The sequence below is a fragment of the Gammaproteobacteria bacterium genome, assembly GCA_016765075.1.
Classification (GTDB): Bacteria; Pseudomonadota; Gammaproteobacteria.
In genome coordinates this window covers 1-19,223 of the sequence record JAESQP010000063.1, presented here as the reverse complement: position 1 = coordinate 19,223, position 19,223 = coordinate 1, and the positions used below count along the sequence as shown (strand labels likewise).

Annotated in this window: 21 protein-coding genes; 18 read left to right on the top strand and 3 right to left on the bottom strand. The window is 45.5% G+C overall.

Translation table 11 applies throughout. The features are described from left to right. Positions 1–4 precede the first annotated feature (4 nt). Positions 5–1,024 carry a tetraacyldisaccharide 4'-kinase gene (locus tag JKY90_03865; GenBank protein ID MBL4851402.1) on the top strand — a complete coding sequence of 340 codons (1,020 nt, stop codon included), beginning with the start codon at positions 5–7 and terminating at the stop codon, positions 1,022–1,024. 19 nt (positions 1,025–1,043) lie between these two features. After that, entirely contained in the window at positions 1,044–1,799 is a 756-nt protein-coding gene (gene kdsB, locus JKY90_03860) for a 3-deoxy-manno-octulosonate cytidylyltransferase (GenBank protein ID MBL4851401.1), read from the top strand. Between the two features lie 390 nt (positions 1,800–2,189). On the opposite strand, the gene JKY90_03855 is transcribed toward kdsB, so the two are convergent. Next, positions 2,190–2,435 (bottom strand): hypothetical protein, encoded by a 246-nt coding sequence (locus JKY90_03855; protein MBL4851400.1) that lies wholly within the window; start codon positions 2,433–2,435, stop codon positions 2,190–2,192. A gap of 50 nt (positions 2,436–2,485) precedes the next feature. On the opposite strand from JKY90_03855, the gene JKY90_03850 reads away from it, so the two are divergent. Continuing rightward, positions 2,486–2,968: a low molecular weight phosphotyrosine protein phosphatase gene (locus tag JKY90_03850; GenBank protein ID MBL4851399.1), complete on the top strand. Its 483-nt coding sequence runs from the start codon at positions 2,486–2,488 to the stop codon at positions 2,966–2,968. Between the two features lie 32 nt (positions 2,969–3,000). Here JKY90_03850 and JKY90_03845 read toward each other — a convergent pair whose 3' ends face one another. Further along, entirely contained in the window at positions 3,001–5,397 is a 2,397-nt protein-coding gene (locus JKY90_03845) for an Rne/Rng family ribonuclease (protein MBL4851398.1), read from the bottom strand. 451 nt (positions 5,398–5,848) lie between these two features. Between JKY90_03845 and rluC the strand changes: the two genes are divergently transcribed. The 3 genes from rluC to JKY90_03830 are packed head-to-tail and all read left to right on the top strand — an operon-like array spanning position 5,849 to position 8,497. Beyond that, on the top strand, positions 5,849–6,799 hold the full coding sequence (gene rluC, locus JKY90_03840) for a 23S rRNA pseudouridine(955/2504/2580) synthase RluC (protein MBL4851397.1): 951 nt from the start codon (positions 5,849–5,851) through the stop codon (positions 6,797–6,799). A 49-nt stretch (positions 6,800–6,848) separates the two neighbouring features. Next, positions 6,849–7,496, top strand: coding sequence for an HAD-IA family hydrolase (locus JKY90_03835; GenBank protein MBL4851396.1), 648 nt, complete (start codon positions 6,849–6,851; stop codon positions 7,494–7,496). Then, a complete protein-coding gene (locus JKY90_03830) occupies positions 7,493–8,497 on the top strand; it encodes a S49 family peptidase (GenBank protein MBL4851395.1) in 1,005 nt (334 codons plus the stop codon). Before JKY90_03835 ends, JKY90_03830 begins: the two co-directional genes overlap by 4 nt. A 38-nt stretch (positions 8,498–8,535) precedes the next feature. On the opposite strand, the gene maf is transcribed toward JKY90_03830, so the two are convergent. Then, positions 8,536–9,120 (bottom strand): septum formation inhibitor Maf, encoded by a 585-nt coding sequence (maf, locus tag JKY90_03825; protein ID MBL4851394.1) that lies wholly within the window; start codon positions 9,118–9,120, stop codon positions 8,536–8,538. A 76-nt stretch (positions 9,121–9,196) separates the two neighbouring features. Between maf and JKY90_03820 the strand changes: the two genes are divergently transcribed. The 12 genes from JKY90_03820 to tmk form a co-directional block, all read left to right on the top strand. Further along, positions 9,197–9,790: a DUF177 domain-containing protein gene (locus tag JKY90_03820; GenBank protein MBL4851393.1), complete on the top strand. Its 594-nt coding sequence runs from the start codon at positions 9,197–9,199 to the stop codon at positions 9,788–9,790. Between the two features lie 52 nt (positions 9,791–9,842). After that, positions 9,843–10,025 carry a 50S ribosomal protein L32 gene (gene rpmF, locus JKY90_03815; protein ID MBL4851392.1) on the top strand — a complete coding sequence of 61 codons (183 nt, stop codon included), beginning with the start codon at positions 9,843–9,845 and terminating at the stop codon, positions 10,023–10,025. Between the two features lie 35 nt (positions 10,026–10,060). After that, positions 10,061–11,095: a phosphate acyltransferase PlsX gene (gene plsX / locus JKY90_03810; GenBank protein MBL4851391.1), complete on the top strand. Its 1,035-nt coding sequence runs from the start codon at positions 10,061–10,063 to the stop codon at positions 11,093–11,095. Next, positions 11,092–12,072 (top strand): ketoacyl-ACP synthase III, encoded by a 981-nt coding sequence (locus tag JKY90_03805; protein MBL4851390.1) that lies wholly within the window; start codon positions 11,092–11,094, stop codon positions 12,070–12,072. Before plsX ends, JKY90_03805 begins: the two co-directional genes overlap by 4 nt. Positions 12,073–12,095: 23 nt before the next feature. After that, positions 12,096–13,010, top strand: a complete 915-nt coding sequence (gene fabD, locus JKY90_03800; protein ID MBL4851389.1) for an ACP S-malonyltransferase — start codon at positions 12,096–12,098, stop codon at positions 13,008–13,010. Between the two features lie 15 nt (positions 13,011–13,025). Next, entirely contained in the window at positions 13,026–13,769 is a 744-nt protein-coding gene (fabG, locus tag JKY90_03795) for a 3-oxoacyl-ACP reductase FabG (protein ID MBL4851388.1), read from the top strand. A 169-nt stretch (positions 13,770–13,938) separates the two neighbouring features. Continuing rightward, positions 13,939–14,172, top strand: coding sequence for an acyl carrier protein (gene acpP, locus JKY90_03790; GenBank protein MBL4851387.1), 234 nt, complete (start codon positions 13,939–13,941; stop codon positions 14,170–14,172). 103 nt (positions 14,173–14,275) lie between these two features. Then, positions 14,276–15,517, top strand: a complete 1,242-nt coding sequence (gene fabF / locus JKY90_03785; protein MBL4851386.1) for a beta-ketoacyl-ACP synthase II — start codon at positions 14,276–14,278, stop codon at positions 15,515–15,517. Between the two features lie 29 nt (positions 15,518–15,546). Beyond that, positions 15,547–16,881 carry an aminodeoxychorismate synthase component I gene (locus JKY90_03780; GenBank protein ID MBL4851385.1) on the top strand — a complete coding sequence of 445 codons (1,335 nt, stop codon included), beginning with the start codon at positions 15,547–15,549 and terminating at the stop codon, positions 16,879–16,881. Then, positions 16,878–17,753, top strand: a complete 876-nt coding sequence (pabC, locus tag JKY90_03775; GenBank protein ID MBL4851384.1) for an aminodeoxychorismate lyase — start codon at positions 16,878–16,880, stop codon at positions 17,751–17,753. The genes JKY90_03780 and pabC overlap by 4 nt, the downstream gene beginning before the upstream one ends. Before the next feature lie 8 nt (positions 17,754–17,761). Continuing rightward, positions 17,762–18,766, top strand: a complete 1,005-nt coding sequence (gene mltG, locus JKY90_03770; GenBank protein MBL4851383.1) for an endolytic transglycosylase MltG — start codon at positions 17,762–17,764, stop codon at positions 18,764–18,766. A 1-nt stretch (position 18,767) separates the two neighbouring features. Beyond that, positions 18,768–19,223, top strand: a 456-nt coding sequence (tmk, locus tag JKY90_03765) for a dTMP kinase (protein ID MBL4851382.1), incomplete at its 3' end; no start/stop codon positions are given.

Below are 19,223 nucleotides of genomic sequence, written 5' to 3'. Positions count from 1 at the left end.
ATAAATGCTTCGCCTCGATCATTATTGGTATCACTGTAATACACTGGCAACGTTATTAAGGCCACTGTCATGGTGTTTTCGTGGCTTAATTAGTTTGCGAAAATTACTCTATCGATCAGGTGTACTGAAAAGTATTAGATTGCCCGTGCCCGTTATTGTGGTTGGCAACATCAGTGTTGGTGGCACTGGCAAAACACCATTGGTTATTGCCTTGATCGCCTTGCTTAAGAAACATGGCTACACACCTGGCATTATTACCCGTGGTTACGGTGGTAATGTAGACAAAGAACCGCTTATGGTGACTGCTAACAGCGACCCCTTCAAGCTTAGCGATGAGGCAGTGTTGCTCGCGCAGCGGACACAATGTCTTGTCGTCGCTTGTCCAGATCGAATCGCTAGCAGCCAATTATTGATCGAGCAGGGCTGCAATATCATTGTGTCGGATGACGGCTTGCAATATTATCGTTTAGAACGTGATATCGAAATTGCTGTCATTGATGCATCACGCGGTTTGGGTAATGGCTATTGTTTGCCTGCTGGCCCGTTACGCGAGCCTGAGCAGCGGCTAAAAACAGTCGACTTTGTGGTGATTAATGGTCTTGGTACTTATAACAAGGGCAGCAATAACAGCGACCACTACAACATGACGATGCATTCTCATGCGCCAAGGTGTTTAATCAATAATGAAGAGAAGCCAATAGGTCACTTTACTGGTACGAGTATTCATGCCATTGCAGCCATTGGAAACCCACAGCGATTTTATAATTATCTAAGATCATTGGGTTTAACAGTGATCGAGCATCATTTTTCCGATCATTACCGTTATCAAACTGAAGACATAGTCTTTGATGATGAATATCCTGTGCTGATGACCGAAAAAGATGCCGTTAAATGTCGTGAAATCATTAAGGACGAAAAATATTATTATATTGCTATTGATGCCATACTTGATGGCAGGTTAGAGCCATCGCTTATGAGCCTATTGAAAACAGTAACAGCCCAAGACACAGCATCTAATAGATAGCAATAAATAAAGATTATTTATGTTTAATATTATTATTCCAGCTCGTTATGCCTCTCAACGTTTACCCGGAAAACCACTGCGTGATATTGTTGGCAAACCAATGATTCAGCACGTATACGAGCGAGCATGCCAAAGTGGCGCTAAAGAAGTGGTTATTGCCACGGATGATCAGCGTGTCGCTGATGCGGCTATGGGCTTTGGTGCGATTGCGTGTATGACGTCAGATCAACATCGCAGTGGTACAGATCGTATTGCTGAGGTCATCGAACAGCGTGGCTATGATGATGATGAAGTCATCGTCAATATGCAGGGCGATGAACCCACCATGCCATCGCAGTTAGTGTCTGCAGTAGCTGAACATTGCATCAATAGCGATGCTGATATTATTACTGCTGCACAATGGATCACAAGCAGTGAAGACCTGTTTAACCAAAATGTGGTTAAGGTGCTTGTCGACGATAATGGCTATGCTTTGTATTTTAGTCGGGCGCCGATTCCGTGGGATAGGACTGATTTTAGTAAAAACAGGGTGCCAACCAACATAGCTGCTCATGTCTATCGGCGGCATATCGGTTTATACGCATACCGTGCCGGTTTTATAAAAGAGTATGTAACGTGGCCAGCGGGGAAGCTGGAAGTTGTTGAACTATTAGAACAACTGCGCGTACTTGAACATGGCAGGAAAATCCGTGTTTTTGATGTGTCTTGTGATCCGGGTTTTGGTGTTGATACCGAAGAAGATCTTGCTAGAGTGATTACATTGCTCGGTGGGTAAGCGTGCCCCTAGGAGGCGTTCTCAATCAATAAGGCCATCCTGTTGCACCTGAAAAATGGTCAGGCGCCCCGCAGGAAGTGCCCCCACGCCTTCGCGGGGGCAGGCTCTTGGGGTGTAAGGCGAGAGGAGAGAGATTTGGTGGTCCCAAATGAATGACGAACAACGCAGCCTGGCGTTTTTTCAGGTGCAACCCGAAGGGCTGGGTCTGTTTTTCTGCCCAGCGGCGTTATACCCCTAGGGCTTGCCCCCGCGGAGGCGTGGGGGCACGTAGTCACTCGCTTGCGAGCACCACTACACCGCACTCGTGCTGCCTTGCTGGGCAAAAACAGACCCAGCAGGGCGACCCCTTATTGATTGAGAACGCCCCCTAGTTATCAAGGAAATGAATATTTAAATAGGCCAAGGATATTCGTTACCATTTGAGCTCAAGACAGGCACCGTCTCCGTGTTTGGTACTCGACGATGAGCCTCACCATGTTGGTCAGCTTGTATAACCGTATCATGCGCTTCCAGCACCAGGGCGGGGACTTCATCTAACACCTCGATAACAACATACTTAACATCCTTATAAGTCACGTGGCGACCAATAAGATCACGGATTTTGCTAATATCAATTTCTAGTTTCTTTATTGTCATGGGTGGTAGTATAAAAACATGAGGCTGATGAATCAAAGGAATTCGAGGGAATGCGGATGATTCGTGTGTTATTCGTCTGTATGGGCAATATATGTCGCTCACCCACAGCGCAAGGAGTATTTGAAACACTACTTGAAAAAGAAGGTTTACTTGACGAGATTAATGTTGGTTCTGCGGGGACTCACGCTTATCACGTAGGCGAAGCTCCTGATCATCGTGCGACCAGTGCTGCAGCCAGACGTGGCGTTGATATTAGCCAACAGCATGCACGCAAGGTGCGCCCTAGCGATTTCGAACAATTTGATTATGTTTTGGCAATGGATAATGACAATTACAGTTTGTTAGCAGCGATTTGTCCGCCTGATTACCAAGAAAAATTGGTATTATTTCTTAGCTACGCCGCGCAGCTTGGCGTGACTGAGGTGCCGGATCCGTATTACGGTGGCGCCAATGGTTTTGAGCAGGTACTCGATATTGTTGAAGCAGCCTCAGAAGGTTTGCTTAACGTTATTAAGCAAACCCATTTTAAATAAAGTCCGTTTACATACCAAACCTATTCTAGAGGCTAGTTCTCGTTGCTTGAGGTCTCGGCTGGTACTTTGGTTTCTACACCCGTTTTTGCACTGGGCTTAGCAGAGGTAACAGGTTTAACAGTAACCGCAGTACTTGGCTGCTGCTCCGCTGGCTTAGGTGTTGCTGACGCAGTGCTTGAGCTACTACCAGCCTGACTACTAGGACTTGGTATGGCATTGGTAGTTACAGCCGTGCTCGCTGTGCTATCTGATGTCGCTTGTGGAGCTCCAACGTCACTGACATTACCGTTGCCAGACTGACTGCTTGAATCATTATTGGTGTTGTCTGTGCTTGATGTGTCACGTCTACGCCTACGACCGCCACGACGACCGCGGGTATTGCGTTTCTGTGGCGTGTCTTCACTGGTGGATTTTTCTCTGGTGCTCGCCTCGATTGATCGGGTTTCGTTATCCGTTTTGGCTGAAGCAGTTTTATTGTTTCTGGCTTCTTTAGCAGGTTCTTTATTCTGCTTTGTCTGCTTGGCAGCAGTGTTTTCTTGAGTGTTGCCATCTGCATCTTTGCGAGGCCCACGTTGATTACGGTTACCTTGTCCGCCGCGGCGACCACGGGTATTTGGTCTTTTCCCTGTACCAGGGCGAGCATTAGTGCGACGCGATGAACTATCTTGCTTTGCTGGTGGGCTTGCTTTTTTTGTAGTCGTTGTACGTTGTGTCGTGCTTGTGGCAGCACTGGATGCTGATGCACCAAAGACGCTGGCAAGAAAACGTTTAATAAAGCCACTACTATTATTTTTTGCAGTAGTGGTAGTGGTCGGTGCTGGAGCAGTGGGGCGTATGCCTTTTACTGCAGGTTTTTCATAATTCGTTGGTTTAGTCCAGTTTTCTGGCGCTGCCATCTCAGGGGTATCAACCATATCAAAACTGGAAATATCGGAACTTTTTTCAGAGTCACCGTCCTCGCGTACACGCTCAATCTCATAGTGAGGGGTTTCTAATGCTGGGTTAGGTAAAACGAGCACTTCGATATTTGCTTGTTGCTCAATAGTAATAATTGCGCTGCGTTTTTCATTAAGCAAAAAAGTAGCTACATCAACAGGTAGTTTAATGATAACGCGGGAAGTGTTTTCTTTAACCGAATGTTCTTCGACCATACGTAATACGGCCAAACCCAATGATCGAACGTTACGAATAGAACCTTGGCCTGAGCAACGTGGGCAGGCAATTTGACTCGATTCACCAAGCGAAGGGCGTAACCTTTGGCGTGACATTTCAAGCAAACCAAAGCGCGATATACGACCAATTTGAACACGAGCACGATCTATTTTTAACGCTGCTTTAATTCGATTTTCAACCTCACGTTGATTACGTGCAGGGGTCATATCAATAAAATCGATAACGATTAACCCGCCTAAGTCACGCAAACGTAGCTGGCGCGCAATCTCATCGGCAGCTTCAAGATTAGTGTTAAGTGCAGTTTCTTCGATATCACTGCCTTTAGTTGCTTTAGCAGAGTTAATGTCGATAGATAGCAGCGCTTCAGTATGGTCAATAACCAGTGCGCCACCTGAAGGTAATCGTACTTCACGCTGGTAAGCGGTTTCGATCTGCGTTTCGATTTGAAAACGTGTAAATAGCGGCGTACTGTCCTGATAGTGTTTAATTTTAGGTAGGTGCTGCGGCATGACCATTTGCACGAAGTCATGTGCTTGAGCATAAACTTTGCTGTCATCGATGTATATTTCACCAATGTCGCGTGACATGCTGTCACGTAAGGCACGAATAATAATATTGCTTTCTTGGTAGACGAGAAAGGGTGCTGGTTTCTCTACAATAGCGTCTTCGATGGCCTGCCATAACTGCAGCAGATAGTCGAGATCCCATTTCAGGTCTTCAAGGTCTTTGCCAGTTCCTGCAGTGCGGACAATAATACCTATTTTATCCGGAACCTCGAGCTGGTCTAAGATCTCGCGTAGTTGATCACGCTCGGTTTGGCTTGCTCGGCGAGAAATACCTCCACCGCGTGGGTTGTTTGGCATGAGCACCAAATAACGACCCGCCAGGCTGATCATTGTGGTTAACGCAGCGCCTTTGTTGCCACGTTCTTCTTTATCAATCTGAACGATAACCTCTTGACCTTCTTTCAGCACATCTTTAATTGAAGGTGATTTTGAGGTTTGTCCGGTGTCGTTCTTTTGGTAGTAGCTCGGTGATACTTCTTTGAAAGGGAGAAAGCCGTGACGTTGCGAACCAAAATCAACAAAAGCTGCCTCGAGGCTGGGTTCGATACGCGTTATCTTACCTTTATATATATTTGATTTTTGTCTTTGGCGGTGAGGAGTGTCAATATCCAGGTCACATAAGTGCTGCCCATCAACAACTGCTACACGCAACTCCTCAGGTTGAGTTGCGTTAATCAACATTCTTTTCATTATTATGTCTCAGCGGCACCACGCACACGCCGTCATAAAACGGCTGACATTACGTTAACACCAATGGGCGGTGATGCTGTTAGCATCGGCATGGCATTCACCAGCGCGCTTTGATGTAGACTTCCTGTCTTTGCGTTGTGCCTAAATTTTTTTCTCGCTCTGTAACGGGTCGAGCGAATAAAACCCTTAGATGTTTGTCTGGATGTTTATTGAAGCATCCCGAACAAGCAGTGAAACTGTCTCTACCAACCAATTCTTAGGCTGGTTGTTTTTTATCAACTAGATGTAGTAGTTTTTATTGCTTTTGACGATCACTTCTGCAAAACAATCTAACAAACACACATAAAACTGATGAGCGGGCAATATGCCCAATAAAAACATACTCACCACGCAATATAACAAGCTTTATCAATTGCAGCAACAGTCATTAGTTACTGTTATTATTGGAAAAATGCCAGATTCTGAACAAAACAGCACCAGCATGGTGCGCTGGGTCACGATTGATGAGGAATACGCAGGACAGCGTATTGATAATTTTCTGCTTGCCCAGCTTAAAGGTGTGCCACGTAGTCGTATCTACAGTATGGTGCGCAAAGGTGAAGTGCGAGTTAATAAAGGCCGTGTTAAAGCCAATTATCGAATCGTTAGCGGAGATAGCATTCGTGTACCCCCCGTCAGGATGGCTGAACGCACCGAGCCAAACGTACCCAGTCGTTTGATTGACGAGTTGGAGTCAGCCATTCTTTTTGAGGATGACCGCTTACTCATTCTCAATAAACCCAGTGGTATTGCCGTGCACGGTGGCAGCGGTTTAAGTTGGGGCGTCATCGAAGCGTTTCGCGCCAGCACTGTAAAGCGGCACTATATTGAATTAGTGCATCGAATTGACCGTGATACCAGTGGTTGTTTAATGTTGGCCAAACGCCGTAGCGCACTACGCGCATTACATGAACAATTACGCCAATCACTTGTCAAAAAACGCTACATTGCTTTGGTGAAGGGCGATTGGCCTGCTGGTGATAAACGTATCACCTACCCCTTGCGCAAAAACACCTTGAAATCAGGTGAACGTTTAGTACGTGTCACAGAAGAGGGTAAAGAGGCTATCAGCTTATTTGTACTACGTAAACGTTTTGCTAAAGCGACCTTGATGCAGGTCGATGTAATCACTGGACGTACACATCAAATTCGTGTTCATGCAGCGCACCACGGTTTCCCCTTGGCAGGGGACAAAAAATATGGTGATGCCGCATTTGACGCTGAGCTTAAACAGCTTGGTTTGAAAAGATTATTTTTACATGCATCAGAGTTGAATTTTATCCACCCACTAAGCAACGAAAAAATCTATATTCGCGCGCCATTACCGAGCGATCTCAATCAAGTGCTTGAACGACTTGAATAGAGCAGATAATGATTATCGCCTTATTGTCTTTGACTGGGACGGCACACTAATGGATTCGATTGATCGTATTGCAACTTCGATGCAGCGCGCCTTTGTCGATGTTGGATTAACGTGTCCCGCTGATGATAGCGTCAGAGAAGTTATTGGCTTGAGCCTTGACAATGCCATCAAGCGCTTAGCACCAAGTGCTAATGAATCAATCCTTGGCCAGATAAGTGATCGCTATCGCCATCATTTCGTTGAGACATGCGAAATTCCCATGCCAATGTTCCCTTATGCCACAAAAATGCTGGAGTCGTTAAAGCAACGTGGGTATTTACTGGCTGTGGCAACAGGCAAGGCGCGGCGCGGTCTCGATCGTGTTTTTCAAGATGTTCATTGTCGCCACTTATTTAATGCCACACGCTGTGCAGATGAAACAGAATCGAAACCACACCCGAGAATGCTTAACGAGTTAATGCAAGAGTTAAACGTTTCGGCTGAGCAAACATTGATGGTGGGTGACACAGAGTTTGATATGGTCATGGCCAGTAATGCGGGTGTTGATGCTGTTGGCGTTAGTTATGGTGTACACAAGCGGCAACGTTTATTAAAGCATCAGGCACTCGTTTGTGTCGATTCGATAGAACAACTACATGATTGGTTTCATAAGCTTTCATGCCAACCTATATCTACTATTACACGGATAACATTATGACTGATAATCGCGATAACTGGGCCGGTTCGGCAGAACCGATACAACAAGCCAGCAGCACTCAAACACAACCTGGGTGGGAGCGTGACGTACTTGAAAAAGTTGCATTGGCTGGCATTCAAGAACAACGACGTGGGCGACGCTGGAGCATTTTTTTTAAGGTATTGATGTTTGCCTATCTGTTTATCTTGCTATGGCTGTTTTTTGGTAAAAATAGCGCTATGGTTGATTCCAGTCTCGCTGCAACAGGCAAACACGCCGCCTTGATTGAAATCAATGGCGTCATCAGCGCCGCTACTGAGGCCAACGCCGATAGCGTGGTAGCAGGTTTGCGTAAGGCCTTTGCAAACAAGCAAAACGTCGGCGTCATTCTGCGCATCAATAGCCCAGGTGGTAGCCCGGTGCAATCAGGTTATATCGCCGATGAAATCAACCGGCTACGCGGCCTGCACCCCGACATTCCTGTGTATGCCGTCTTGTCAGACATTTGCGCATCGGGCGGTTATTACATTGCAGCCAATGCCGATGAGATCTACGCTGACAAGGCAACGCTGGTTGGCTCAATTGGTGTCATCATGAATGGCTTTGGTTTTGTTGAAGCCATGCAAGACCTTGGTGTAGAGCGTCGTCTGCTTACTGCAGGAACAAACAAAGGTTTCCTTGATCCGTTTTCGCCCTTAAAAAAAGAAGAAACCGACCATGTACGTACTTTACTGAGCAGTATGCATAACCAATTTATTAGCGTTGTCAAAGCAGGTCGTGGTGATCGACTCAAAGATGATCCAACATTGTTTAGCGGTCTACTTTGGACCGGCGAGCAGGCTATTGAACTTGGCCTAGTCGATGGTCTGGGTAGTAGTAGTTATGTTGCACGTGAGATACTGGGCGTAGACAAGGTGGTTGACTATACGCATCAAGAGCCTTACCTCGAGAAGCTATTTGGTCGTCTCGGTGCCAGCGTGGGTAATACACTGGTTTCAGCTTTCTCGCCGAAGCTACAATAAGTTTTCTGAGAACGCCTTCTCGTCTAAGTTTGTAAAACTTAGACGAGTTTAATCCCTTTATTTTCGAGAAACTGGCAAAGTCGAATTAACGGCAGACCAATTAGCGCTGTTGGATCTTGCGATTGAATGCTTTCAAACAAAATGCTTCCCAAACCTTCAGATTTGAATGCACCGGCACAATCATAGGGTTGCTCTGCTTTTAAATAGGCCTCAATGGTTGCTTGTGAGAGTGGTCTAAATTTCACCTCTACCATTTCGATTGCTTGTTGGCTTTGGCCTGAAATAGCGTTTAATAAACATAGTGAGGTGTGAAATTGCACTATTTTTCCGGCTAACTTACTTAGTTGCACTACGGCTGCGGTGTGGCTCAATGGCTTGCCAAATAGTTCACCGTTGCTCTCGACTACTTGGTCAGAGCCAATAATAAGCGCTTGAGGGTGTAATTTTGCTATGGTTTCTGCTTTGAGCAGAGCTAGCCTAGCGGCTAGATCAGTTGCTAATTCATTATTGATCGGTGTTTCGTCACAATTTGGTGATATACAGGTAAATTCTAGGCGTAAGCGAGATAGCAGCTGGCGTCGATAAGGTGATGAGGAGGCCAAAAGCAGAGCTTTATCATTCATGGAACACGTCTTTAGAGTATCCGTGGTAAAATAACATTTTGACACGAAACGTATTGTTTTATAAGATAAAACGTTTATGTCATCAGGTTCATTGAAATCAGTCTTGGAAGTCGCTGTTGATCCGTATCTGCAAGCACGTCGCGCGCGGCATATACAGGGTAGCATCGCAATTGCCAAGTTTGAGCGGCTAGTTGGGACTTTATCCCCCAAGAGCTTGTCCGCCGTATCAAGCACGGAGCAAACCACGCAAAAGCATGGGGGCACGCAGCTACAAACTAATACTGATGTCGAGGTTGATGTTGAGTTTAGTCGTAGCGTGCGAGGACAGCCTCAGTTTCAATTAACCGTTAAAGCGACATTGTTTGCTGAATGCCAGCGTTGTTTGGGCGAAGTAAGTTACTGCATAAACAGCGAAAAAACAATGTTGGTGTTGAACGATGAGGCGGCATTGGAAAATGCGTCTAAAAAGTTTGGCGAAGAATTTGAGTTTGTATTAGCAAAAGAAGAAAAGCTTATACTAATGCCAATTATAGAAGACGAGTTATTATTGTCGTTACCGCTTATGTTTAAGCATGACGATTGCCAGATGGCGGTCGAGTCAGTAGACGACGACGAAAAACTTGAAAAACGTGTCAACCCTTTTGCTGTGTTAAGTCAGCTTAAAGAATAATAATACAAGTTAACGTATTTAAAATTAATAGAATTTTCTAGGAGCAAGATTAATGGCCGTACAAAAGAGTAAAGTAACCCCTTCAAGACGTGGCATGCGCCGTTCGCACGATGCTTTACCCACCGTTGCCGTATCGATTGAGCCGACGACGGGTGAAACCCATCGTCGTCATCATATCAGTGCAAGCGGTTATTATCGTGGCAAGAAAGTTATTGATGTTGCTAGTGACGAATAACAGTAGTACCTAATTAATAGTATAGCGATTAGTTAATGATCACAATCGCGCTCGACGCCATGGGCGGTGACCATGGTGTTATGACTATCGTCGCAGCAGCTTGTCAACTGCTCAAAGAGACCTCCCCTAAAGATAGTCCCAGGGTAAAACTTATTCTCGTTGGTCAGCAAGACGCCATTACTGACGCCCTACGCCAGCAACAAATGACTGTTGGTGAGCGTCTATCTATTCAGCACGCGTCCGAAGTGGTTGCGATGGATGAGTCGCCTGCCTTGGCTCTGCGCGGCAAAAAAGACTCTTCTATGCGCGTGGCCATCAACCTTGTTAAAGAAGGTGTTGCTGATGCTTGCGTTAGTGCCGGCAATACCGGTGCGTTGATGGCTACTGCACGTTATGTCTTGAAAACTTTACCGGGCATTAATCGTCCCGCGATTTGTACTACCTTGCCAACGGTTGATACCCACACCCATATGCTGGACCTGGGTGCTAATGTTGATACTAGTGCCGAACACCTTTTTCAGTTCGCGGTCATGGGCTCTGTTCTGGTTGCTGCGGTTGACAATATTCAATCGCCAACCGTTGGTTTGTTGAATATTGGTGAAGAAGAAATAAAAGGCAATGAGCAAGTTAAACAGGCTGCGAAATTACTGGAAAGCAGTCACCTTAATTATTACGGTTTTATCGAAGGTGATGACATTTATCAGGGCAAGGTCAATGTAGTGGTATGTGATGGGTTTGCTGGTAACGTTGCTTTAAAAAGCAGTGAAGGTGTTGCAAAGATGATCAGTTATTATCTTAAAAAATGCTTTAATAAAAATTTCATGACGCGTCTTGCCGCTTTGTTTGCCAGCAGTGTGCTTAAGCAGTTTCGCGACCGCATGGATCCACGCCGCTATAATGGTGCAAGCCTGTTAGGGTTGCGTGGTATTGTGATTAAAAGCCATGGTGGTGCTGATGCCTTTGCCTTCAAATATGCCATACGAGAAGCAATGATTGAAGTGGAAAAAAATGTACCTGAAAAGTTAGCAACAGAGTTAGCAAATGTTTTAGTTGAGCAGCGTACCGGATGATTTACTCACGTATCGCAGGTACGGGTAGTTTTTTGCCTGAGAAAGTCTATACCAATGCAGACCTGGAACGTATGGTCGATACAACCGATGAATGGATTATCGATCGAACCGGCATTAAAAAACGCCATATTGCAGGTGAAAACGAGACCACCTGTGACCTCGCTGAGCAAGCGTCGCGTGCCGCCATTGATGCGGCAGGCTTAAAAACAGATGATATTGATTTAATTATTGTTGCCACGACGACGCCGGATCAAGTTTTTCCAAGTACAGCCTGTCTTTTGCAAAAGCGTTTGGGCATTCACGGTCCCGCTGCATTTGATGTGCAAGCGGTGTGTTCTGGTTTTGTTTATGCTTTATCAATCGCTGATAAGTTTATTAAAACAGGTGCAGCAAAAAATGCTTTAGTTGTTGGCGCGGAAACATTGTCACGCATTATTGACTGGAGCGATAGAACAACGTGTGTGCTGTTTGGTGACGGTGCCGGTGCAGTTGTGCTCAGTGCTAGCGATAAGCCTGGGATTATATCGACACATCTACATGCAGATGGCCAGTATGAATCACTATTGACGGTGCCCCCGGTGGCCTCTAAGGGTGTCTCGACAGATGATACAGTAGGCAAGAAAAGTGAAGCCTTTATCCAGATGCAAGGGCGTGAAGTGTTTAAAGTTGCGGTCAATACCCTAGGACGCATTGTTGACGAAACTCTAAATGCTGCTGGCATGACCCAGGCAGACATTGATTGGTTGGTGCCACATCAAGCCAATGTACGTATTATCAATGCGCTAGGTAAAAAGCTTAGCTTGCCGAGTGAACGTGTTGTGGTAACGGTTCAAGATCACGGTAATACTTCCGCCGCATCGGTACCACTGGCATTGGATACCGCTGTGCGTGATGGCCGTATCCAACGTGGGCATACCCTTTTTCTTGAAGCATTTGGTGGTGGCTTTACCTGGGGCTCCGCCTTACTTATTTATTAATAATCCAAAAAGAATAATAGACCATGTCGTATTCATTTGTTTTTCCCGGTCAAGGGTCTCAGTCCGTTGCTATGTTAGCGGCGCTTTATCATCAAGAACCCTTAATTGCCACTACATTTGATACGGCATCCGAATTATTAGGTTATGACCTGTGGCAGTTGGTTGCGAATGGCCCAGCGGAAGAGTTAAATCGTACTGAAGTGACGCAGCCTGCAATATTGGTTGCATCCATTGCCTGTTATCGTGTTTGGTTAGACAAAGGCCTTGATGCGCCAATTGCAATGAGCGGGCATAGCCTCGGTGAATACTCAGCATTGGTGTGTGCCAATGCCCTGTCTTTTGCTGACGCCATAATCTTGGTACGTGATCGTGGCCGCTTTATGCAATCTGCTGTTGCTGCAGGTGAAGGTGCAATGGCCGCAATCCTGGGTTTGGAAGACGATGCGGTGATAGACATCTGTAATGCTGCCGCCGCAGGTGAAATATTGTCAGCCGCTAACTTTAATTCTCCTGGCCAAGTAGTTGTTGCAGGCACGACTAGCGCGGTGAAGCGAGCTGCCGATTTGGCAAAAGAACGTGGTGCAAAACGCGCAATAATTTTACCCGTGAGCGTGCCTTCACATTGTTTGTTAATGCAAGCTGCGGCAAAACAATTAACAGTAGCTTTAGCTGAAATTGAGATTAATACGCCAACGATTCCCGTTATTCATAATGTTGATGGACAAGTGCGCGCAGAGCCTGATGCGATTCGTCAGGCGCTTATTAAGCAACTCTATGCACCAGTACGCTGGGTTGATTGTGTCAATCAGCTTAAAACCTATGACGCAGATGAAATCATTGAATGTGGCCCGGGCAAAGTATTGGCCGGTTTGATTAAGCGTATTGACCGTTCATTGGTAACGCGAAATCTTAATACAAGCACTGATTTTTCTGCCTGAGTAATAGAGAGAATCATGAATTTAAAAAATGAAATTGCATTAGTTACGGGTGCCAGTCGCGGCTTAGGCAAGGCCATACTGTATGCACTGGCAGCACAAGGTGCCACCGTTATTGGTACCGCGACATCCGATGCGGGCGCACAAAAAATCAGCGATAGCCTCACCGAGGCAGGTCTCAGTGGATTGGGTTTGTGTCTCGATGTGCGTGATCAAGCCTCTGTCGAACGGATGATGGTAGCGATTAGCGAAAAATATTCAGCACCGAGCATATTGGTTAACAACGCTGGCATTACCCGCGATAATTTATTTTTACGTATGAAAGAAGACGAATGGTTTGATGTTATTGATACCAATTTAAATTCTTTATATCGTTTATGTAAAGCGTGTATTCGGCCTATGACCAAAGCACGCAAGGGGCGCATCATCAACATCGCCTCGGTGGTTGGTTTAATCGGTAATGCTGGTCAAACCAATTATGCTGCGGCAAAGGCGGGTATGTGTGGTTTTACTAAATCGCTTGCCCGTGAAATTGGTTCACGTAACATCACGGTGAATTGTATTGCGCCAGGTTTTATTGAAACTGACATGACGGCTGCTTTAAGTGATGAACATAAGCAAGCGCTTATAGGACAGATTGCAGCAGGGCGTTTAGGCCAACCTGATGACATTGCCGCTGCCGCCTGCTTTTTGGCCTCAGACAGCGCAAGCTATATAACTGGCGAAACACTGAATGTAAACGGTGGGTTGTACATGGCTTAGGCGCCAATATTTTTCTAAAAATAATTATAAATATACAATTCAACTAATTGAATTTAAACAAAAATTTACTACATACGCAAAGCGGGCGACGATCTATGGTTGCAACTTTTGTGGGTGACGATACAATAGGCGCGCGACTAGATTCGCGTACTAGGAGGGTTCCAAGGTAATGAGCGTTGAAGAACAGGTTAAGAAGATTGTTGTTGAGCAACTTGGCGTCAAAGAAGAAGAAGTGAACAGCGCGTCCTCATTCGTTGATGACCTCGGTGCAGATTCCCTTGACACCGTTGAGCTAGTGATGGCTCTTGAAGAAGAATTTGAATGCGAGATCCCTGACGAGGAAGCAGAGAAAATCACTACCGTCCAGCATGCTATTGATTATATTAATAGTCAATCTGCCTAAATGAGATAACCTAAAGCTAGCGACTGCCCGATTTTGGGCTCTTGCTAGTATTGGTTATTTTTACTATCCAGAACATAGCAAACCATAGTTACAGATGGCCAATATAGATAGACGACGTGTTGTAATTACTGGCATGGGTATGATTAGTCCCGTTGGGCTGAATGTTGCCGATAGCTGGCGCAATATTCTGGCTGGCCAAAGTGGCATTGAAACCCTTACGTCTTTTGATGTCTCCAACTTCGCCACTCGCATTGGCGGCGCCATCAAAAACTTTGATGTCTGCGAATATATCTCGAAAAAAGATGCCAAAAAAATGGATTTATTTATCCATTACGGCATGGCCGCAGGTATTCAAGCAGTTACCGACTCAGGTTTAGAAGTGACCGAAGCCAATGCGGCGCGTATGGGTGTTGCTATTGGTTCAGGTATTGGTGGTCTGCCTGGTATTGAATCGGGTTATGACGGCTTTTTGAAAGGTGGCCCTCGTAAGATTTCCCCCTTCTTTGTGCCGAGCACCATTATTAATATGATCTCAGGCCATTTATCGATCAAGTACGGATTTAAAGGGCCTAATATCGCAGTTGTCAGTGCCTGTACCACGGGCACACATAACATTGGCGAAGCAGCGCGGATTATTCGTTGCGGTGATGCCGATGTGATGATTGCAGGCGGCGCTGAAATGGCCACCTCTGCTTGCGGTCTCGGAGGCTTTGCCTCGGCCCGCGCCTTATCTCGACGTAATGATGATCCAAGCACCGCCAGTCGTCCCTGGGATAAAAATCGTGACGGCTTCGTCTTAGGCGATGGCGCCGGCGTTATGGTGCTTGAGTCTTATGAACACGCCAAAGCACGTGGAGCAAATATTTACGCCGAGCTCATTGGCTATGGCTTAAACGCTGATGCCTATCATATGACATCGCCATCGCAAGGCGGTGAAGGTGCCAGTGCATGCATGGATTTAGCGATTGCCAATGCTGGCATTAATCCACAAGAAATTGATTACATCAACGCGCATGGCACCTCAACGCCAGCGGGCGATAAAGCAGAAACCCAAGCAATTAAGCGCAGCTTTGGTGATTACGCGAAATCAGTAGCGATTAGTTCGACCAAATCGATGACAGGCCATCTATTAGGTGCCACAGGCGGAGTTGAGGCCATTTTTTCAGTGTTAGCAATACGTGACCAAGTTGCACCACCAACGATTAACCTTACAACACCAGACCCTGAGTGTGATCTTGATTATGTGCCGAATAACGCGCGTGATATGAAAATAGACATAGCCCTGTCCAATTCGTTTGGCTTTGGTGGCACTAACGCAACACTCATTATGAGTCGTTTATCTTAAGCAGCCTATCTAACACTAATATTCCTTTCATTCGTCGTTTAAATCGCTATGACGACCTGCTCGCGCTACACCACAATCACCCAGAAAAATATCCTTTCCTGCTTGAAAGTGTTGCACACGGAACAGCGCAATCGCAGTTTGATATTTTGTTTTGTTTCCCTGAAGAGCAGTTGGTACTTAATCAAGATTCGTTACTGACACTGGATAACAATCCGCTAGAGAATAACGACTTCCTATTAATGCTAGACCAATTATGGCAGCAGAACAAAGTCACCACAAAAGCTGAAATAAAACTGCCATTTTATGGCGGCTGGTTCACCTACTTAGGCTATGAATTGGCCGCACATATTGAACCAACATTACGTTGTTATAAAGACTCTGTTTTACCTGTTGCCTTTGCCTCGCGTATCCGCAGCGCGGTCATCCGCGACCATGCACAATCATGTTTATATCTGGTATCTAATGATGAAGAAAAGATTCATCAGATGATTGCTGACCTCGACAGCTGTAATGCGATTGATGCTTCTGAAATAGTTTTTCATCATATAGAAGAAGACAATACACAACAGTTTATCAATGGCGTTGAGCGCATCAAACACTATATCTACGAAGGTGATGTGTTTCAGGTGAATTTATCGCGCGGTTGGAAGGCACGATCAAACGAGTCATTTTCATCAGTGGCGCTCTATCAACGATTACGCCAGTCTAACCCTGCCCCATTTTCAGCCTTGGTGAATTACGATAATAAAACCATTATTAGCTCGTCGCCCGAACGTCTTGTGCAGACTGAAGGTAGATATGTGCAAACAAGACCAATTGCCGGCACACGACCACGGTCAACATCCAATCAAATAGATCAGCAATTGGCCGCAGAACTCATGGAAAATGTGAAAGAACGGGCGGAGCATATTATGCTGATTGACTTAGAGCGTAATGACCTTGGCCGTGTTTGTTGCCCGGGCAGTATTGAGGTAGATGCCTTGATGGTGCGAGAGAGCTATGCCCATGTCCATCACATCGTATCAAACATTCGCGGCCAATTGCGTGATAATGTGACACCAGGTGAGGTCATACGCGCTGTATTCCCCGGTGGTACGATCACCGGCTGCCCCAAGGTGCGCTGTATGGAAATTATCCATGAATTGGAGCATGAGGCGAGAGGAGCGTACACCGGCTCTGTTGGCTATATTAATGATAATGGCGATATGGATCTCAATATTCTGATTCGAACACTGGTTTGCGATGGTACAACAGTGCAGTTTCGTGCCGGTGGCGGTATTGTCGCGGATTCGATTGCGCAGCGAGAAGTGGCAGAAACACGCAGCAAGGCAAAGGGCTTATTGCTAGCATTACAGTCCGTATGAAAACACGAATTCTTATCAACGGCGAAGCCAATGATCAGATTCATGCCCTTGATCGGGGCTTGCTCTATGGCGACGGTGTATTTGAAACCATTGCTATACGTGGGCGGCGTATTGCGCTATGGCATGAACATGTACAGCGACTGCAACTTGCCTGTGAAATCTTGCAGATTAGCTGTCCTGATGAAACGCTGTTAAAAGAAGAAATCACACAATTGATTGACCAGTTCGACCATAATATTAGTGCCAATTTTATTGTAAGAGTCACCCTAACAAGAGGTGTTAGTAGGCGTGGCTATCGCCCCGTGCCAAATGCAACGCCAAGTCGTATAATAAGTATCTGCGATTTACCGGATAGCCCAAAAAAATATAGCACAACCGGTATACGACTCCGATGCTGCCATACACGCCTGGCAAAAAGCAGTCTGGCTGGCATCAAACATCTCAATCGTTTAGAACAAGTATTGGCTCAATCCGAATGGCAGCCAGATGACGGTATTCAAGAGGGTTTAATGCTTGATTATGATAATCATGTGATAGAAGGGACAATGAGCAATGTTTTCATTGTGAAAAACCAACAGCTGATGACGCCAGATTTACATTATTCTGGTGTTGCAGGCGTGATGCGCCAATCTGTTATGAGTTTAGCAAAAAATCACAATATTGAAATACAAGAATCCCATCTTTCATTAGACGAAGTAAAAAATGCTGATGAAGTATTTATGAGCAATAGCCTCATCGGTATATGGCCAGTGAAGCAACTGGAGCCTCAAGGGAAATTTGATACAATAAGCTGGCTAGCACCAGGCGAATTGACAAAAAAAATAATGCAACTTATCGATCATGCACACAAAATTAGTGGGATAATCGTCTAGTGCTGAAGATACTACTTCGTGTTAGTGCTGTACTGGCAATAGTCTGTAGTCTGGCACTGGGCTGGCTAGCCATAGATGTGCGCCACTTTTTATCGACACCCTTTGAGTTCGGGGTCGAGGGTGTGCGTTATATTATTAAACCCAATGATAGCGTACACAGCATTGCTAAATCGTTAAAGGCACGCGGCATTTTAAATAAGCCTTATTATCTCATTGGCTTAGCCAAATGGAAGCGGATTGCTGGAAAAATAAAAGTTGGTGAGTATCAAATGCCGACGACAATTAAGCCCGAAGCGTTATTAGATTTGCTCGTCTCTGGAGATGTCATCCAGCATTCACTGACCTTAATTGAAGGTTGGACATTTAACGAAGTGATGAATGCGATCAATGATAATCCAAACCTGACGCATACACTGAATGACTATTCCGTCGAAGAGATTATGAATCACTTAGATTTGGCTGGACTGCACCCAGAGGGGAGATTTTATCCCGATACCTATCATTTTACGCAAGGTATGACAGACCTGGAATTTTTAAAGCGCTGCTATCGTCAAATGGAGAGAATATTAAATAAAGAGTGGCAGGCGCGCGCTAAAGATATTCCCCTTAAAACACCTTATGACGCACTTATTCTTGCCTCAATTATTGAACGTGAAACAAATGTTGATGCAGAACGCAATCAAGTTTCAGGTGTTTTCACGCGCCGCCTCCAACGTAACATGCGTCTGCAAACCGACCCTACTATTATCTATGGCTTAGGTAAGGAGTTTGACGGTAATATCCGCCGTAAGGATTTACGTCGAGATACACCTTATAACACCTATATTCATAAAGGGCTGACACCGACACCAATTGCCATGCCCAGTGTTAAATCTATTCATGCAGCATTACATCCAGATAACGGAAAATCGATTTATTTTGTTGCCAAAGGTGATGGTACGCATTATTTCTCTGAAACTTTGCAAGAACATAATGCTGCGGTACGCAAATATCAGTTAGGCGGAAAACACTAATATGGCGAAGGTAGATCAAGGTAAATTTATTACCGTTGAAGGTATCGAAGGTGTTGGTAAAAGTACCAACATCAATACCATTCGCCATTTTTTTAATGAACAAAATATTGACTGTATTGTCACGCGAGAACCAGGCGGCACTGGTCTTGGTGAGGATATTCGTGAATTGTTATTAGGACATAAACACCAGGTAATGGGCAGTCCTTGTGAATTACTTTTAATGTTTGCCTCACGTGCGCAGCATCTTTCTCAAGTGATTAGACCGGCCTTGCAAAAAGGCCAATGGGTGATCTGTGATCGCTTTACTGATGCCACCTATGCCTATCAAGGTGGCGGCAGAGGTATTGACGACAAGCAAATTGCCTTACTTGAAGCCTGGGTGCATGGTGAACAACACTCTGGGGCTACGTGGCAGCCGGACTTAACCTTTTTACTTGATACTGATGTTGCAATCGGT

Coding starts and splice junctions, on each gene's coding strand:
- JKY90_03865 (MBL4851402.1), top strand. CDS start 5: ATGCTTCGCCTCGATCATTATTGGTATCACTGTAATACACTGGCAACG.
- kdsB (MBL4851401.1), top strand. CDS start 1,044: ATGTTTAATATTATTATTCCAGCTCGTTATGCCTCTCAACGTTTACCC.
- JKY90_03855 (MBL4851400.1), bottom strand. CDS start 2,435: ATGACAATAAAGAAACTAGAAATTGATATTAGCAAAATCCGTGATCTT.
- JKY90_03850 (MBL4851399.1), top strand. CDS start 2,486: ATGCGGATGATTCGTGTGTTATTCGTCTGTATGGGCAATATATGTCGC.
- JKY90_03845 (MBL4851398.1), bottom strand. CDS start 5,397: ATGAAAAGAATGTTGATTAACGCAACTCAACCTGAGGAGTTGCGTGTA.
- rluC (MBL4851397.1), top strand. CDS start 5,849: ATGCCAGATTCTGAACAAAACAGCACCAGCATGGTGCGCTGGGTCACG.
- JKY90_03835 (MBL4851396.1), top strand. CDS start 6,849: ATGGATTCGATTGATCGTATTGCAACTTCGATGCAGCGCGCCTTTGTC.
- JKY90_03830 (MBL4851395.1), top strand. CDS start 7,493: ATGACTGATAATCGCGATAACTGGGCCGGTTCGGCAGAACCGATACAA.
- maf (MBL4851394.1), bottom strand. CDS start 9,120: ATGAATGATAAAGCTCTGCTTTTGGCCTCCTCATCACCTTATCGACGC.
- JKY90_03820 (MBL4851393.1), top strand. CDS start 9,197: ATGTCATCAGGTTCATTGAAATCAGTCTTGGAAGTCGCTGTTGATCCG.
- rpmF (MBL4851392.1), top strand. CDS start 9,843: ATGGCCGTACAAAAGAGTAAAGTAACCCCTTCAAGACGTGGCATGCGC.
- plsX (MBL4851391.1), top strand. CDS start 10,061: ATGATCACAATCGCGCTCGACGCCATGGGCGGTGACCATGGTGTTATG.
- JKY90_03805 (MBL4851390.1), top strand. CDS start 11,092: ATGATTTACTCACGTATCGCAGGTACGGGTAGTTTTTTGCCTGAGAAA.
- fabD (MBL4851389.1), top strand. CDS start 12,096: ATGTCGTATTCATTTGTTTTTCCCGGTCAAGGGTCTCAGTCCGTTGCT.
- fabG (MBL4851388.1), top strand. CDS start 13,026: ATGAATTTAAAAAATGAAATTGCATTAGTTACGGGTGCCAGTCGCGGC.
- acpP (MBL4851387.1), top strand. CDS start 13,939: ATGAGCGTTGAAGAACAGGTTAAGAAGATTGTTGTTGAGCAACTTGGC.
- pabC (MBL4851384.1), top strand. CDS start 16,878: ATGAAAACACGAATTCTTATCAACGGCGAAGCCAATGATCAGATTCAT.